This window comes from Methanobacterium formicicum (genome assembly GCF_029848115.1).
GTDB classification, from domain to species: Archaea; Methanobacteriota; Methanobacteria; order Methanobacteriales; family Methanobacteriaceae; genus Methanobacterium; species Methanobacterium formicicum.
This window is the reverse complement of sequence record NZ_JARVXG010000042.1, coordinates 38,840-55,000: the sequence shown is the minus strand read 5'-3', so window position 1 is coordinate 55,000 and position 16,161 is coordinate 38,840. Positions and strand designations below refer to the sequence as shown.

Here is a 16,161-nt window from a genome sequence, read left to right as displayed (position 1 = left end):
CAACCAGTTCCCACAGGCTTCCCTCAATTATGGCCTGGTGTATCATCCTTATCTCCGCAAAACTCACCCTTAAATTGTGAATTGCAAGGAGATCCCTCCTCTTTTCCTTTTCCATTCCCCTCAGTTCATCTGGAGTGTAGTTGGTGCACACTTCACAGGAACAGGGCATTTCATAGAGGTTCTCCAGTTTCAAGGTTCCGTTAGGCATTAGTAGCCGGTCTGCCTCGGCATAGAGGATGTATGCTGCAGAATCAAAAAGATCACAGCCCATGGCCACTGCCAGGGAAAATAACATGGGGTGACCGGCACCCATAAGGTGGCGGGGCCGAGAATCAGGCAGATAACTCACCGAGGACATGACCACATCCACCAGTTCATGGTAACGGTAAGATTCCATGAGTGGTACCACTGCCCCGATGGGGTGTACCTGGAAGTCCATTTCTCCCAGTGCTTGGGCACATTCACTGCGCAGGTCAGGGAAGGTGGATCCCTGGACCACTGAGTTTAACATGAGTTCCTTTCTGACTTCCAATGCTTCCTGGGCTCTCTGGAGGGTGATTTTAAGCTCTTTTTCAGCACGTTCCCTTTTAACCGAGGGAGGTGTGGGTAGGTCCAGAGAGGTTCCAATATCCGTCCCGATCTTTTCCTGAAACTCCACTATTTCCTGGTTGGATACCTCCACATCCCCATACAGGGAGAGCTGGAATGATCCAGAATCAGTGATAATGGGTCCCGGGAAGTTTATTAGTTCATGAACCCCGTCTTGCAGGGCTTTTTCCCGCAGTTCCTCATTTTTATAAATGAGGTAAGCATTGGTGATCACTACCTCCGCTCCGTAATCAGCAACCTGGATGGTCTGTTTTCCCGGATGTATGACTGGCATCAAGGCAGGGGTTTTTATAGTTCCATGGGGAGTTTTAAGGATTCCCACTCTTCCCCGGCCATCTTTATACTTTATCTCAAAGTTCAAATTCTTCACCTTTCGTAAAATCTTTAGAATCTTTATAAAACGAAACTCATAATCTGAAAAATTACATAAAGAGATTGTTAATAATTTAAGTTTAATGTTTTAATGATTTTGGTATGGTTAATCTTAGATTATATTCCTTATCCTTAATAAAACCCATATTTACTGTAGGAATTACCATTAGAGAGGGTTATTAAAGGGACAGTTTATTTTATTCCCTTAAATTTTTCATAGATGGGATATAATCTCCATTCTCTTTTCCATTTCTTTGATTCTTCCCCTTGATGTTGCTGGCCGTTCCTGATGACAATGGCATATGCACTGTGGAAACTGGGGGCAGACCAGGAACCGTGCTTTAGAGTCATTTAAACTATTAATATTAAATTTCTGCAAATGTTTAAGCACCCGCCGTTTCTGGCGCTCATAACCCATATCACTGACCAGATATACCGGAGTTTTAACGGTAGAAGCCAATTTAGACTCACCTCTTACTTCCATTCTCTCTTTGTGCCGGTTATTCAGTATGTCCTCAGTTAAAGCGTTTAAATCAGGATCTCTGTAGGGTATCCCGGCATCAGAAAGGGCCACCATACGTTCATCAGCAGCTTTCAGGGGTTTGGTTATCCTATCCCTGGAAGGTGAAGCTATGGTTCCACCACTTCTCCCCAGAACTGGACCTTCACCTATTTCCAGTCCTGCGTTTAGAAGTGCGTAACGCACCGGGGCGGCAGAGGTATAGGTTAAAATAACACCATCGTTTTTCAGTAAATTTGCAAGTTTAGAAAGGAATTCATTGGTGTAAAGCTCGGGTGATCTGGCCGGGCTGAAGGGATCCAGAAATACAGCATCGTACTCCGTGTTTTCTGGAATTTCAGCCACCAATTTCCGGGCATCCTTACAGTGCACCTGAATATCCACAGAAAGCGGTATTTCTTTTTCTTCCCAGGAAAATGCGAGCAGACCATGTTCTACCAGGTAATTTTCTACGGCTTTCCTGATAATATCATGATATTCAGAGATTCTGGGGATTATTAAAGTGGCGGCCAGGGTTTCCCAAGATATTTCCACCATATCCAGGACCAAGTGTTCCATCTTCCAACCTTGGATGGGATCTTTTAAGTTCTCCAGTGCTGCGGCTGCATTGACTCCCAGTCCACTGCAGATATCCAGAATAGCAATATTCTTCCTTCCCCTTAACTGGGATGGTTCTGCGAATTTTTCACGGGCTTCCCGGAGTGCACCATGGGTGGTGTGCATGGTTTCCGATGAATCATCCTTTATCTGTGATTTTAAAGTGTAAGTGCCGTCGGCAGTTTCCACCAGGAAAGCATTCAACTCCTGGGCCGCCCACTGGCGGGCATTTTTATCCCCATTCCTTTCTCTCAGGGACCATTCTCTTACCAGAGCCATAGCCGCTTCTTCAGGGATTAAAGGAGTATAATGATTATTTTTAATATTTGTCATTGAACTAACTCCCTAGCTTTTTAAAAAATGCAATTTTAATGATTCCTAAAATATGATTCCTAAAATAATATTATAATTATTTTTAAATCAATGTAAAACTTAAGATTAACAGTTTAAGAAGGTCTTTCTTTGAAAATCACTTTATCTCGGGCTTAACCATAATCATCCCCGGAAAAAGTTAAGGTATACTCTAAGCATACAACTACTTAAAATTGAGGATACTATTTTTAATATAGAATCATTAATATGAATGACATGGATTTATCAAACGATTAGGATAATAAGATTCAATTATCAAAAAGGTAAAAATTTTTTTGTCAAAGAAATTTTTAAAAATCCTGAATTTATATTGGGAGGATGTTCAATTGGTTAGAATCATGGGAATAGTTGGAAGTCCCCGTAAAGAAGGTAACACTGAAAACCTGATAAAAGAAGCTTTAAAGGCCGCCGGTGATGTAGGAGCAGAGATAGAACTGGTGAGATTGGGAAGTGCCGAAATTGAGCCCTGTGTGGCTTGTGATATATGCAAAGCCACTGGTGAATGTGCCATATACGATGATATGGGAGAAATACTGGAAAAAATGGTGAAAGCCGATGGTTTTATCATTGGAAGCCCGGTATACTTTGGCAATGTAACTTCACAACTTAAAATGTTAATGGACCGCTCCAGACCACTGCGGATGGATTTTAAACTTAAAAATAAGGTTGGTGGAGCCATAGCTACTGGAGGATCCCGTAATGGTGGTCAGGAAACCACGATTGCTGCTATTCATGAGTTTTTACTCATCCAGGATGCCATAGTTGTTGGTGATGGGGCCCCTATGGCCCACTACGGTGGAACTGGTGTGGGAGCCACTGCTGAGGATGAGATTGGATTGCAAACCTCACAGAATCTGGGTAAAAGAGTGGCTGAACTGGCAATAAAACTCAGTTAATGTCAAAAAAATTGGGTTGGTTGTGAAATATCTCGAGATATCCTGCTTTATCAGTTGAATTGAATATTAAATTAAGAAGCATAGAAATTGATTTAAAAAAGCATAGAAACTGATTAAGACTTTAAAACCATTATAGCAGTCATTTAACCCGAGGAGAAATCATATTGAATAGTATTGAAGCCACGGTAGATTTATTCCAGCAGCAAAAAGGCATATACGTCATTTTACCTGCTTACAATGAGGAGAAAACCTTAGATGGCGTTATGGGGGAACTGGTTGATCTTGGTGTTAATCTGATGGTGGTTGATGATGGTTCCACCGACAACACCTATTGGGTCGCCAGTGGTTTCGTAAAAAGATATCCCTCCCAGGTAAGTCTTTACCGGCATCCTATAAACCGGGGATTGGGTGGTGCTCTGCGAACCGGTATTAAGGCCGCCCTATCACACAATGCAGATATAATCGTAACCTTCGATGCCGATGGTCAGCACCACTCCCCGGATATCATCCCCCTATGTCTGCCCCTGATCAATGGTGAGGCCGATGTGGTGATTGGGAAGAGGAACTTTCAAGAAATGCCCTTTCGTAAGAAGTTTGGGAATGTGGTGATGAATTTAATAACCCTCCTCTTTTATGGTAGGGATGTTGAAGACTCCCAATCAGGTCTGCGTGCATTCAGCAACGAAGCAGCAGGGTCAATGGAACTTCACTCCCGTGATTACGGTATTTCCTCAGAGATCATTGGAGAAGTGCAGCGTAAAAAATTGCGACTGGTAGAAGTACCCATTACCACCATTTACACTGATTACTCCCTCTCCAAGGGAACCAACACCAAGGTAGGACTTAAAATACTGGCCAAATTAATCAGGAATATTTTCAAGTAAGGAATATTTTCAAGTATAATTTAAGAAAGTGTATTTTAAGAATATTTCAAGAACATTAATAACAATTCAGGAACCAATTGGAGGTTGTGTCAATGATATTATATCAGTATATTGGAGTGTTAATCGGGATAATTGGTATAATAGTCACCTTTTTAAGATTCAAAAGTGGGAAAATGTCCCTCAATATGCTCCTGGTGTGGAGTGCAGTGTGGATACTGCTGATCATTTTCTCGGTTAATCCGGATACCAGTTCATTACTGGCCAGAGCCACTGGAATTGGTCGGGGACTTGATTTAATACTTATAATTGGGTTAATTGGCTGTTATTATTTTATATTCAAAATATACAACATGATCGAAAATGTTGAGGAAGAAATAACCCATTTAGTACAGGAAATAGCACTAGAAAAAGGCCAATCCTCAGATTTTGAGAGAAAAACCCCTCCAAAGGATAAGGATTCTGAAACAGAAGAAAATAATATAGATTCACACAAGAACTGATGAAACCATAACCAATCTCCTGGGATTTAAGGGGTTACCCTTAGTTTCATCCTCATCCTGTTCACTTGTCACTGAAAGTTATATACGGTTACTGGAAAGCCCCAATATAAAGGAATTGTTTGTGAAATGGAATCCAATTGCATGAAAAGATTTGACTATCCATCATTCACATTTCCACATGTTGTGGGACTACTTTTAAGCCATTTCTGCCAAATTTGACTCCAAAATCTATTTTTTTTAACTTTCTTGCGGACTTTTAAATTTTTGTGTAAAATTTTACCGGTTTTTCTAATTTTTCCCAGTATAATAGACGAATAGATTAACCTGAAAAGGGTGAAAAGCACTTTATGAGGATATCTGAATATTGCCTTGGCTATGATTGATTTAGGGTAGTAACGGGTGACAATTATTAGCCAGTTTCTACTCTGACGGTGCCATTTATGTACCATGGACTCATCCTTCACCCCTTTAATTATATCCCTGGATGACAGAGTACCAGAAACACCGCGTTTATGATAAACCAATGCTTTTCCGGCTAAAAATGAGTTATAACCAGATAAACGGATCCTCCAGGAAAGATCTACGTCTTCCAGTTCCACAAAGAAATCCCCATCAAACAGTCCAGTTTCCCTTAAAACTTCGCAGGGATAGAGGGCGGCTGCTGCACAGGACCCGAATATTTCCCCATCACTGAATATTCCCTTTTCAATGTGGTTAAGGGGCTGTCCCATGCAGATATCCTCAGCACCCCACCAGTAGCACTCCTGGCCCAGGGAATCAATGGCTGATGCATCATAATTTAGCAGAACCGGTTGTATACTTCCCACTCTATCATTTCGGCAGGCCACCCTAAGCAATTCATCCAGGAAATTTTCATGGGTAATGGTATCGTTATTTAAAAGTAAGACATAATCCGGGTTAAGATATTGCAAGGCAAAGTGCACCCCAATATTGTTTCCAGCTGCAAAACCATGATTAATATTATTCTTGATCAGTACCAGTTTCTCCTGCAAATCATTTTTAGATCGAGGGTTTTCTAATTCACCTTCTCTAAATTCAGCAATTTCCAGGGGTATTTGTCGGGCAAAATCCCGGATCTGAGTGATGGAGTCATCAGTGGAATTGTTATCCACCAGAACAATCTGGAATACGGAGTTGTTAATATTTAATAGTGATTTTAAACATTCCAGGGTGTCCATCCAGTTATTCCAATTTATAATCACTATGGAAACACGGTGAGTTGTCTCCAGATCATGGTCTTTATTTTTCATATTCAAACCAGGGCCTTAATCTAACATGTTAACATGGATAATATGGCTTGAACTTAATATAAATCAACTGTACGCTCTAAATGATTTAATAATCTTTTTCCAGAACATTCCAGTGTCCAGAATTTCTGGATGTTCTTATAAGATTGTGTGGCCAGTTTTTCCCTTTTATCTTGATCAAGCAGCAGTTCGGTAACTACCTGGGAGAACGATACTTCATCCCTATCGGTGAGTATTCCTGTCTCCTGATGTTGGATGGTTTCCCTTACACCTCCCTCCTTTACTCCTATCACTGGGGTGCGGCAACTCATGGCTTCCAGGGGAACCAGGCCAAAGGGTTCAAGATAAGGTGCATAAACAACAAGTTGAGCCTTATTATAAAGTTCCACCAGTTCTTCATCAGTTACCAGAACCAAAATCTTCAATTTAACATTTAACTGGTGGGCCAGGTTTTCCAGATAATTTTTCCAGTATATATTTACCAAGTCAGAGATAAGAACCAGTTCCGGGCGTGTTTTTTCATCAATTTTTCCCAGGGATTTTATAATAAAATCAAAGCCTTTTTCTGGTATGCAACGGCCTACAGAGAGGATGAAGTTTTCACGGGGAATATCCATTGGCCGGAACTGACTGGTATCCACTCCCAGGTAAGAAACCAGGGCATTTACTCCGTAACTTCTTAATACGGTTTCATGGGAAAAATAGGAATTTACCACAGTGTAGTGTGAGTGACTGGTCAATTTTTGGTCCAGGTTAATCATACGATTCATGAAAAGTCTAAAACGCAGGGCTTCGACGTTAAAGGAGGTTTTTATGCCCGCCTCATTGTACAGTATCTGGGAAATCTTACCCTGGGAATGTACGGGTTGCTGGCAAAAATAAACATGTGGTTTTTTAAGGTATTTCAAAAAGAAGGGAGCCATGGTGTATTTATCCTGCTCACAGAGAACCACATCATAGTCCCTGCGGTTAACCTCCTGGGCCATTTGTTTCTGGGTTTTTTCCAGGTCCCTGATGGAAATTTTGGAGGGGAAGTACTTCAGGGTCGAGTATAAAAAACCAGGGAGGGTATTTTTCACGGGATAAATGCGAAAACCATGGGCTACATCCTTCAAGGATAGATAATCTTCATCAGCCAGGGAAGGAACAAAAACATCAACCTGATGATCCCGGGACAGGAATTCAACACTGTTGTACAGTGCCCTCTTGGCCCCTCCCGTGGGCAGGTTATGAAATACAGCTATTTTCATGATTACTAAACCTTCAGCTTTATTGAATTTTTTAATCCATCTTCAATTTTAACTTAAATGGTTCAATTTTAACTTAAAGGGGAATCCATTTCTTTATTTAGGGAATTCATTCTTTATTTAATAACCCTCTTTATGGACTTCCTGGTATACTTTCCAGGTTTCCTCGGCAGTTTTTTTCCAGGAAAATAATTTAGCCCTTTCCAGACTTTGCTGACTCATTTCCTCCTGGAGACCGGGACTGGTCATTACCTGGTACATGGCTTTGGTGAACCCTTCACAGTCCTCTGGATCCAGAGTGATTCCCGCATCCCCCACTACTTCGGGTAGGGAAGAGGTGTTTGATGATATTAGTGGACATCCACAGGCCATGGCTTCCAGGGGAGGTAGTCCAAATCCTTCGTATAGTGAGGGGAAGACGAATAAATCGGCAGCATTGTAGAATTTAACCAGATCCTCATCAGGAACATAACCCATGAACAGAACCTGATCCCCCAGTCCCAGTGTCTCTACAGTTTGAGATATTTCAGGAAATCCATAACCTAATTTTCCAATCAATACCAATTTACACTCCACTCCACTCTTTAAGAGCTTATAAAAGGATTTAATGATAAGGGGGATATTTTTACGTAATTCAACCGTCCCCACGTAAAGGATGAAGGGGGAAGATATCCCATACTTAGCCAGTATTTCGTCTTTTACTGGAGCTTTGTCCTCCATAAAAGTGTAATCTTTATTAGGAGCCAGGGGAATGACTTTTATCTTTTCTTCAGGTATCTGGAGATGGTTTATGAGGTCATTACGTGTGTTTTGTGAGTCGGTGATTATACAGTGGGGTCTGTTCTTGATTAGCTTCAATGAGGGTGCCCAGAATTTATAGAAAAAAGGGAGCTTGTCCTTGAAGAAAAATGGAATAAGATCGTGGATGGTTAAAACCTTTTTCACTTGGGAACTTACGAAAAAAGGGTTAACCTGGAGTGCCATATGGGAGGGTAAATGCAACACATCGATTTCCTCTCTTTTAAGAGCCCGGGACAGGCTCACTGGATTTTCCATATTTCCCGGTAAAGAACCAATAACCACCTCATTTACCATCTGGTAAAGGGGGTTGTCTGTTTTCCGGTAATGGATCAGGGTTATGTCACGGGATTTATCCTTAATAATCATTTCCCGGACAATGTTGTAGAGGTAATTATCAATACCCGTCCTTTCCCGGTCCAGTATCCAGGATAGTATTCCTATCTTCATTTTTTCACTACTTCACACCAGATGTCACTGTAGAATTTTCGTGATGAGAAAAAGAGATTCAAAATAGCGAAGGATATCCGGTTTAAAAGGATCATGGCATATTTTGGTAGATTACTATTCCAGGAAGCCAGCCCAAAGGTAGGTTTAATTTCAATAAATTCTTCATAATCCACTAGGCTACCTCCAGCAATGTCACACAATTTATAGACCTCTTCCGTGGAAAATCCGCAATTTCTATGGGTTTTATCCAGTTGGTGAAACTCTACTACCCCATACTCCCATAGTTCTTCATTCCTTTTGGGTACGTTGATCAGCACGTTTTTAGAACTGGCCAGGGCTTTTTCCAGTAAACCCACGGGATCATCCACATGTTCCAGAATATTGTAGAGTACAATGGTGTCAACCGGGGGAAATTCCATTTCCATGGGATCTCCAATTATCAGGTGGGCACCATCAGGATAATCATAACCAGGGTACCTTTTAATGTCAATGCCATAGTAATTACCATTCCATCCGTTTTTCTTGAGATAGACGTATAATTCACAGGTTGCACAGCCTATGTCAAGTATATCTCCCTTTTGATGTTTTAGGGTTGGTTCTGCATAACCTGGAACATTTTTACCCCATTTCTTCCATCCAAAATCAAATTGAGTTTTAACCACATCATTAATTCTCATTTTCATCACAAAATTTCCTTGAACATTTTTATATCCCCACTGGAAATCACCTTTAACTTAAGTAAAAGTATCCCAAATAGTAGGAATCCCACTACAGCAGAGAAAACCCAGTTAATCTGAAGTTTTAAGACGTACATTGCCAAGGCCGTGACAATACCTATGAATATTATTCTCTTCAGGCTACTTACTATTGATATCTTGAATATGTACTTGGATATATAATAAAACATCAGCAAAAATCCAATGGATTCCGTGAAGATGGTTACTAAGGCAGCACCAATGTAGCTCAACTGGGAAATTAACAGAATATTCAACAGTATATTGGCCACGGCATTAATTGCTGCCACAATGGTGACAAACCTCTGCTGATTCACACTTCCCAAAAGATTACCGAACAAAGTGGTGATAAAAATGACCGGCACGGCAAAGATCACCACCTGAAGGGTAACCACTGAATCAGAATAACCGGCACCATAACAGATACCAATTATTTCCTTAGCAAATATAAAGCCGTAAATCATGATAAAGACAGAAATAACGGATAAATATTTAAAAATTTTATTATATTCGAATTCCAGAAGCTCCTTTGATGATTGGAAGTGTCTAGACATTACTGGAAACAAAGCCAATATTACAGCATTGGGTATAAATAGGAAAACAGAAATTAACCGCCAGGAGGCATTGAATATGCCCACGGCGTAGTTACCATCCAGAATAGAAAGAAGAATGGAAGACACGTAAAAATAAATAGCCACCAGGAATGCGGTGATTCCAAAGTAAAGGGCTTCTTTAAAGTTAAGGTAGGAAAACTCCCAGTCGAGATCACTTAATTTTGGTAGTGAAAATTTCCGCAGGTATGCCAGGAAAATGTAAATAAACACCAGACTGCTGGAAACAACATAGATCACCGCAAAATACAGAAGGTTATAATGAAGATACAGTCCAATAAATGTCCCCACAAACAGTATTAGTCCACTGAGTACAGTTCCTACGGCAATGTATTCCATTTTTTCGTGGGCCTGGAAAACCGAGTTAAATACGCCGTAAAATGAATTTATCACCACGTACAGGGTGATGACATAAATTACAGTTTTCACCAGAGCAGAATAATTTAAAACCGTCACCATTATGGCAGTAATTCCATAAGTGAGGAACAACAGTAAAATTTTAATTAACAGGACATTACTCACATATTTGGATTCTAATTTTTTGTTTCGAGCTACTTCCCGGACAATTAATGAATTAAAGCCTAAATCAGCAGAGACACCAACAATTGCCGAAATTGAAAGGGCCAGTGATAAAATACCAAAGTTTTCAGCACCCAGATAGCGGGCAGTGTAAATTACCACAAAGAAGGTGAAGATGTAACTTACAATTTGGGAGGTGAAAAGAATTCCTACGTTTTTGGCTATTTTTTGAATGGAATTCATAAAAATCTGGTAATTAATATATTTAATGGTAATACATGCTTTATTAATGTGTTTTATTAATTGTGAGTAGAGTAATGAAATTATATCTGTAAATTAACCAGTAATTTTATCTATTTTAACTACCTTTAAATCTATATCCTTCTTTCAATTATTAAATATACTCATCTATTTAATCAAATGAATCTTTTCAGATATAGGCCAATGTGTAAGTTTATAAGTTAATATGTAAGTTTCTAAGGATTGATCTTATTGAAATCTTTTATTCCCCTATACATGGCCTTTAATCCTTCTTTTGATGTTTCCATGTCCTCTTTAATGAGTATCAATACTATGTTGGCTAAGAGGTAAAAACCGAAGAACACGGTGAAGGTAGTTTTCTGGAGTGGTGAAGCAAACCTCCACATAAATAGCAAACGGTTGCGCACCAGGTAATGGTATATCACGAAGTAGCTGAAATAACTGTCCCAAGAAACACCGATCTTATGCCATATTCTGGATTGAGGGACGTATGAAAGTTGGTAACCCTCTTTTCGGATCCGGAAACAGAGGTCGGTGTCCTCCCAGTAGGCGAAGTACACTGGATCAAAGAGACCCACCTCCTGCAACACTTCGGTTTTAAGGAGTAGGGAACAGCCCTCAATGGTGTCCACAGTTCGAGGTTGGTCACATTGGCCTGTGTCCACCTGGTTCTTGCAGAATCGTTTACCTCGACCTATGTACAGGTTGAATTTTTCTCCAGCATGGCTTATAACATCAGACCTACCCTGGTAATCGTAATAATATACCTTGGGAGTAACTGCCCCAATTTTTTCATCTTTTTGGGCGGCGTTGACCATGCACTTAACAGAATCTTCATGAACCACAGTGTCGTTATTTAAAATTAGAATGTAATCTGGATCCAGGTGTTTAAGGGCGAATTCAATGGCAAGGTTGTTTCCCTGGGCATAACCATGGTTTTGGTTATTTTTAAGAATTATGATCCTTTTATCTGAAGGAATAAGATCCAAATCTTCTTTAACGGTGCCCAAAAGATTGAAATAATCTTTTTCAGAAAATACAAAAACTTCGAGTGGTTTATTCTGAAAACGGTAAGCCACTAACCTTGATTCAACTGTTTCCAATCCCTGTGCGTAGTTTTTAATTTTTTCCAGGGAGTTATCCTGGGAGGCATTATCCACCACCAGCACATCATAATTGGAGTAATCAATCTGGTAAATGGATTCTAAACATTCCAGGGTGTCCTTCCATCCATTCCAGTTTAAGATGATTATGGAAACCCGGGGGGATTCATTACTCATTATAATTTACACTTCCTGAGTTCACTACACATTATAAATCATCTTTTCAATAGGCCTTTTAAAAATCCTAACCCGTATCCCCAGTGTTCCAGGGGGAATACCAGCAAGGAATAGATACCCCTCCAGTTACCCAGCTTTACCACCAGCATCATGGTGTAAACCATATCCAGGAAGACATATAATAATAGTGGGATTAAAACCAGGAGGAGGATGTTTATCCCTAAATAACCAGTTAGGTAGAGTAGTAAAATTATTAAGAATAGGGCAGGATAAATGATAAAAATTAAGGGGATTAAATGATACCATTTCAAGGTTTCAGGATGTTTTCGTGCAAATTTGGCCCGTCCTTCCCCGTAGTTAACCATCTGCCGGTAAAACTCCCGGGAGTTGGGGCGGCGGTACTGGTAAACCAGTGCTTGGGGATGACGTAGTAGTTTATAACCTGCTTTAACCAGTTGATAATTGAAATCCGTGTCTTCACACTGGGTCATGGATTCATCATAGGTTACATTTTCTTTTTCCAGTGTGGAACGCTGGTAAAGAGCGAAGGCCACGGTTTCCACCAGCACCACCTTTTGACTGGAAGTGTAAGACGTGCCAAACCCGCCAAAAATGGTTTGTTGGGCAAGGGCAATGGTTTTACCGAAGAAAGAGTCATCCGGTGGAGAAGAATAAGTAGACCCCACTGCGGCCAATCTACACTGTTTATGATATTTTTCTAATGATTTGTAGAGGGTTTCCAGCCAATCCTGACCTACGTAGCAGTGCCCGTCGAGGTAGGCAACGTATTCAGCACTAGAATGTTCCAGTCCAAGGTTACGGGCTGAACCTATCACTTCCTGGGGGTTTATAAGGAGTTTTACCCGGGGGTCTTTTCCCGATATTTCACGGACAATATGGGGTGTTTTATCAACGGAAAGACCATCCACAACCAGGATGTTGATATCTGTAATGGTTTGATTCTGCAGACTGGTGATACATTTTTTAATGTATTTTTCTTCGTTTTTAACCCCAACGATGATGTCTATAAAACTCATAAACCACCAAATATTTTTTTGATTCGTTTATTCTTTGCTGATTAGTCGGTTGATGTAACTCACCAGTCTTTTGGCATCGTTTTTCTTAACATCTTTGAATTCTATTTCCCCCTCAAAATAACGGAGTTTTAAAGTCCGGCGTGTTGAGCTGAGGAGAGACTGGCCAGAGGAGATTAAACCAGCTATTCCAGATTTTTTCTCTACGGTACGGGGTTTGCTGACATCTTCCACACTGATTATGTCGGTAAATTTAATGAACAATCCGTTGTGGGTTTCTATTCCTTCTGGAACGACTTTAAAGGATTGACCTCCCACCCCTTCTTTGATCACATAACTTCCCCTAAGATCCAGTATCTCCTGTAATTCCAGGGCATATTTATACTCTTTTCGTTTTTTATCTTGTTCTGAGAGGGTGATACTCTCATTTATATCCTCAATTTGGATATTTTCTGGTGGTTCCATATCCTCAGTCTGGTTATCTGCCTGTGGTTCTATATCCTCAATCTGGTAATCTGTCTGCGGCCCTACACCGTCAATCTGATTATTTATTGGGGGTTCAACTTCAACCTGGTCTTGTTGCGAATATTCATCTGTATAGAAGGTATCTTCGGTTGGATCATCCTGGTAAATCTCCCCTTCTCTATTTTCAGGTAAACTTTCGGTGTAAAATAGTTTCCCTCCACATTCACATTCATCACTGAAATCTTCTACCTTTTCTCCTTCTTTAAGCTGGTAATATCCCCCGCACCTTTCGCAGATTAAATAGGTCATTTTAAAATCCCCTGAAATTATTTTCTGGTAATAAAACTTATTTATTCTAATAATAAATTATTTATTGTAAAAATTATTTATTTAATTATCTGTTAATGATTTAATCCCTTGTTTAATCCCTTGTCACTTAAACTCCCTTCTTATACTTCACATGTTAATTATAATCCCTGATTAGGGATAACTGTTTTCTCCAGATAAGTGGTGATTTAGGATCAAAAATATATCCCCTATAACTACATATTCTAATTTGATTTCTAATATCTGTAATCTAATTATTATTGGATATTAATGGTATTCCAATTTAAGAATTAATTCCTTATTATTTGAATCCAGGTGAATTAATTCTATAAAAGGTTTATAAAAGGTTGAAATATCATTTATTTAATTAAAAAATGTTGATGAATGAATAATATTTAGTGTAGGTCTGTTTAGGGACGAATTTACTAATTTAAGTGCATGCACGGTGACATTTATGATTTACTTTAGAGGATGCCTGTCGCGGGAGAAACTAAAAGAGATTCCCCATGCTACTGAAGAGCTGCTCCATAAAGCAGGAATAGAATACCGGATACTGGAAGATGAGGGGTGCTGTGGTTCAGTGCTTTTGCGCACTGGTTTTAAGGAGGAAGCCCTCCCGGTTATGCAGGACACCCTGGAAGATATCAGAGGTGAACAGGTCCTGGTTTCCTGTGCCGGTTGTTATCGTACTTTTAAAGAGGATTATCCTGAGATTTTAGGGGAAAAAGTGGATGTTATCCACACCTCCAGACTATTCCAGGAGTTAATAGAGGAGGGTCTGCTTGAAACCTCTCCCAGCCAGGAAAAGGTAACCTACCACGACCCCTGCCACTTGGGACGCCACCAGAAAGAGTACCAGACTCCACGAGAGGTTATCCATGCCTACGGAGAACTGGTGGAAATGGAACGCACCCAGGAAAAAGCCCGATGTTGTGGGGCTGGTGGCGGCGTTAAATCTGCTTTCCCTGAATTATCTGAAGAAATTGGGAAAAATAGAGTGGAAGATGCCCGAAATACTGGTGCCACCACTCTGGTAACCTGTTGTCCCTTCTGTATTCTTAACCTGGAATTATCCCAAAAGGAGAGTTCTTCCTCCACCAGGGTTACTGGGGAAGAGGTGGATATCCGGGACTTATCCCAGTTCATGTTAAGGAGGCTTAAACATGAATGATCCCTCCCTTAAAATCATGAACCGTTCCTTTGGTATATTGAATAAGAGAAGGTCCGCCCTCCTTGAGGATGAACGTACCCTTGATTTAAAGGAAAAGGTTAAAAAGATCAGGGAATATTCAGTTGAACATCTATCTGCCCTTCTGGAAAAAGCACGAGAAACATTGGAGAACAATGGGATAGAAGTGATCATGGCCCATGATGCGGAAGAGGCCAGGGAAGCAATTTACCAGCTGGTTAAAAATGAAGAAACAGTGGCCAAATCCAAATCCAACACTGCCGGTGAAATTCAACTCACCGAGTACCTGAAGGAGCATGAGGTAAATGTTCTGGAAACTGATCTGGGGGATAGAATAGTACAGTTCCACCAGAGCAACCCCACTCACCCCATCGGACCGGCCTGTCATCTGGATATGGAAATAATTGCCAAACTTGTATCCGAGGAGTTTAAAAAGGAGATTGAAGCTGAACCTCGGGCCATTCTGGATGTGGTTAAATCAGATATCATAGAAAAAATCTCCCAGTGTCGAGTAGGGATAACCGGGGCCAACTCTGTGGCTGCTGAGGATGGATCTCTCCTGATGGTCCACAACGAAGGCAACATCAGCCTCCTCACCCTACTGGATCTCCACATCGTGGTGGTGGGTATTGACAAGTTAGTACCCACCCTGGAAGATGCCGTGTCGGTGGTTAAACTGGAAACTATCTATGCCACCGGGAAAACTGTGCCGGCTTATATGAATGTGGTATCCTCCCCCTCCAAGACCGCAGATATTGAACAGATCATTTTAAATGACATGTACGGTGCCAGGCGAGTGGTAGTGGTGTTTTTAAATAACGGGCGTACTGAAGCTATCCAGGAGAAAAAGGAATGTTTGTGGTGCATTGGTTGCGGGGCCTGCATTGTTAACTGTCCAGTGTACACCACATTAGGGCCTGAATTCGGATATCTCCGCCACTTAGGTGGTAGGGGTGTGGTTTTAAGCCGCTACATCCATGATAATGATGTATGTTTCGACTCGGGACTATTCAAATGCACACTGTGCGGTCAGTGCACAGTGGAATGTCCAATGGAGATTCCAGTAAATCTCATGCTGGAAGAGTTAAGGGAAGAATCTGTTAAAGAAGAAATTTATCCAGAAAAACATGGCAAAATCAAAAATAACCTCAAAAAGAGAAGATCACCATTTAATCCGGATGAAAAATAGATCAATTTAAAAAGTAATTGCCTTACCCTTAATCATAGG

Annotated in this window: 15 protein-coding genes (1 of these 15 running past the window's edge); 5 read left to right on the top strand and 10 right to left on the bottom strand. The window is 40.6% G+C overall.

Annotated elements, in window-relative coordinates; translation table 11 throughout:
* Positions 1-970 carry the start of a tRNA guanosine(15) transglycosylase TgtA gene (gene tgtA, locus QC759_RS04795; RefSeq protein WP_048073192.1) on the bottom strand. It extends 1,010 nt beyond the left edge of the window, so the window shows 970 of its 1,980 coding nt (coding positions 1-970); the start codon lies at positions 968-970; the stop codon falls past the left edge of the window.
* 225 nt (positions 971-1,195) lie between these two features.
* On the bottom strand, positions 1,196-2,431 hold the full coding sequence (locus QC759_RS04790) for an MnmC family methyltransferase (RefSeq protein ID WP_052659984.1): 1,236 nt from the start codon (positions 2,429-2,431) through the stop codon (positions 1,196-1,198).
* 365 nt (positions 2,432-2,796) lie between these two features.
* Between QC759_RS04790 and QC759_RS04785 the strand changes: the two genes are divergently transcribed.
* From QC759_RS04785 to QC759_RS04775, 3 genes are all read left to right on the top strand, one after another.
* Complete coding sequence (locus QC759_RS04785) at positions 2,797-3,366, top strand: flavodoxin family protein (protein WP_048073191.1); 570 nt, start codon at positions 2,797-2,799, stop codon at positions 3,364-3,366.
* Positions 3,367-3,530: 164 nt separating this feature from the next.
* Positions 3,531-4,250 carry a glycosyltransferase family 2 protein gene (locus tag QC759_RS04780; RefSeq protein WP_144405534.1) on the top strand — a complete coding sequence of 240 codons (720 nt, stop codon included), beginning with the start codon at positions 3,531-3,533 and terminating at the stop codon, positions 4,248-4,250.
* Between the two features lie 92 nt (positions 4,251-4,342).
* The gene (locus tag QC759_RS04775) at positions 4,343-4,750 is read left to right on the top strand and encodes a DUF2304 domain-containing protein (protein ID WP_048073190.1); all 408 of its coding nucleotides are present in this window, start codon (positions 4,343-4,345) and stop codon (positions 4,748-4,750) included.
* A gap of 155 nt (positions 4,751-4,905) precedes the next feature.
* On the opposite strand, the gene QC759_RS04770 is transcribed toward QC759_RS04775, so the two are convergent.
* The 8 genes from QC759_RS04770 to QC759_RS04735 form a co-directional block, all read right to left on the bottom strand.
* The gene (locus QC759_RS04770) at positions 4,906-6,021 is read right to left on the bottom strand and encodes a glycosyltransferase family 2 protein (protein WP_052659983.1); all 1,116 of its coding nucleotides are present in this window, start codon (positions 6,019-6,021) and stop codon (positions 4,906-4,908) included.
* A gap of 53 nt (positions 6,022-6,074) precedes the next feature.
* Positions 6,075-7,268 carry a glycosyltransferase family 4 protein gene (locus QC759_RS04765; protein WP_048073189.1) on the bottom strand — a complete coding sequence of 398 codons (1,194 nt, stop codon included), beginning with the start codon at positions 7,266-7,268 and terminating at the stop codon, positions 6,075-6,077.
* 117 nt (positions 7,269-7,385) lie between these two features.
* Complete coding sequence (locus QC759_RS04760) at positions 7,386-8,513, bottom strand: glycosyltransferase family 4 protein (protein ID WP_048073188.1); 1,128 nt, start codon at positions 8,511-8,513, stop codon at positions 7,386-7,388.
* Entirely contained in the window at positions 8,510-9,196 is a 687-nt protein-coding gene (locus QC759_RS04755; RefSeq protein WP_279845166.1) for a class I SAM-dependent methyltransferase, read from the bottom strand. Before QC759_RS04755 ends, QC759_RS04760 begins: the two co-directional genes overlap by 4 nt.
* On the bottom strand, positions 9,196-10,620 hold the full coding sequence (locus QC759_RS04750) for a flippase (protein ID WP_048073187.1): 1,425 nt from the start codon (positions 10,618-10,620) through the stop codon (positions 9,196-9,198). Before QC759_RS04750 ends, QC759_RS04755 begins: the two co-directional genes overlap by 1 nt.
* Positions 10,621-10,853: 233 nt before the next feature.
* Positions 10,854-11,918 carry a glycosyltransferase family 2 protein gene (locus QC759_RS04745; RefSeq protein WP_048073186.1) on the bottom strand — a complete coding sequence of 355 codons (1,065 nt, stop codon included), beginning with the start codon at positions 11,916-11,918 and terminating at the stop codon, positions 10,854-10,856.
* 38 nt (positions 11,919-11,956) lie between these two features.
* A complete protein-coding gene (locus QC759_RS04740; protein WP_048073185.1) occupies positions 11,957-12,955 on the bottom strand; it encodes a glycosyltransferase family 2 protein in 999 nt (332 codons plus the stop codon).
* Positions 12,956-12,982: 27 nt separating this feature from the next.
* Positions 12,983-13,726: a hypothetical protein gene (locus QC759_RS04735; RefSeq protein WP_052659982.1), complete on the bottom strand. Its 744-nt coding sequence runs from the start codon at positions 13,724-13,726 to the stop codon at positions 12,983-12,985.
* Positions 13,727-14,198: 472 nt separating this feature from the next.
* On the opposite strand from QC759_RS04735, the gene QC759_RS04730 reads away from it, so the two are divergent.
* Together QC759_RS04730 and QC759_RS04725 are read left to right on the top strand one after the other, a co-directional pair.
* Entirely contained in the window at positions 14,199-14,915 is a 717-nt protein-coding gene (locus QC759_RS04730; RefSeq protein ID WP_048073184.1) for a (Fe-S)-binding protein, read from the top strand.
* On the top strand, positions 14,908-16,122 hold the full coding sequence (locus QC759_RS04725) for an LUD domain-containing protein (protein ID WP_048073183.1): 1,215 nt from the start codon (positions 14,908-14,910) through the stop codon (positions 16,120-16,122). The genes QC759_RS04730 and QC759_RS04725 overlap by 8 nt, the downstream gene beginning before the upstream one ends.
* Positions 16,123-16,161 lie beyond the last annotated feature (39 nt).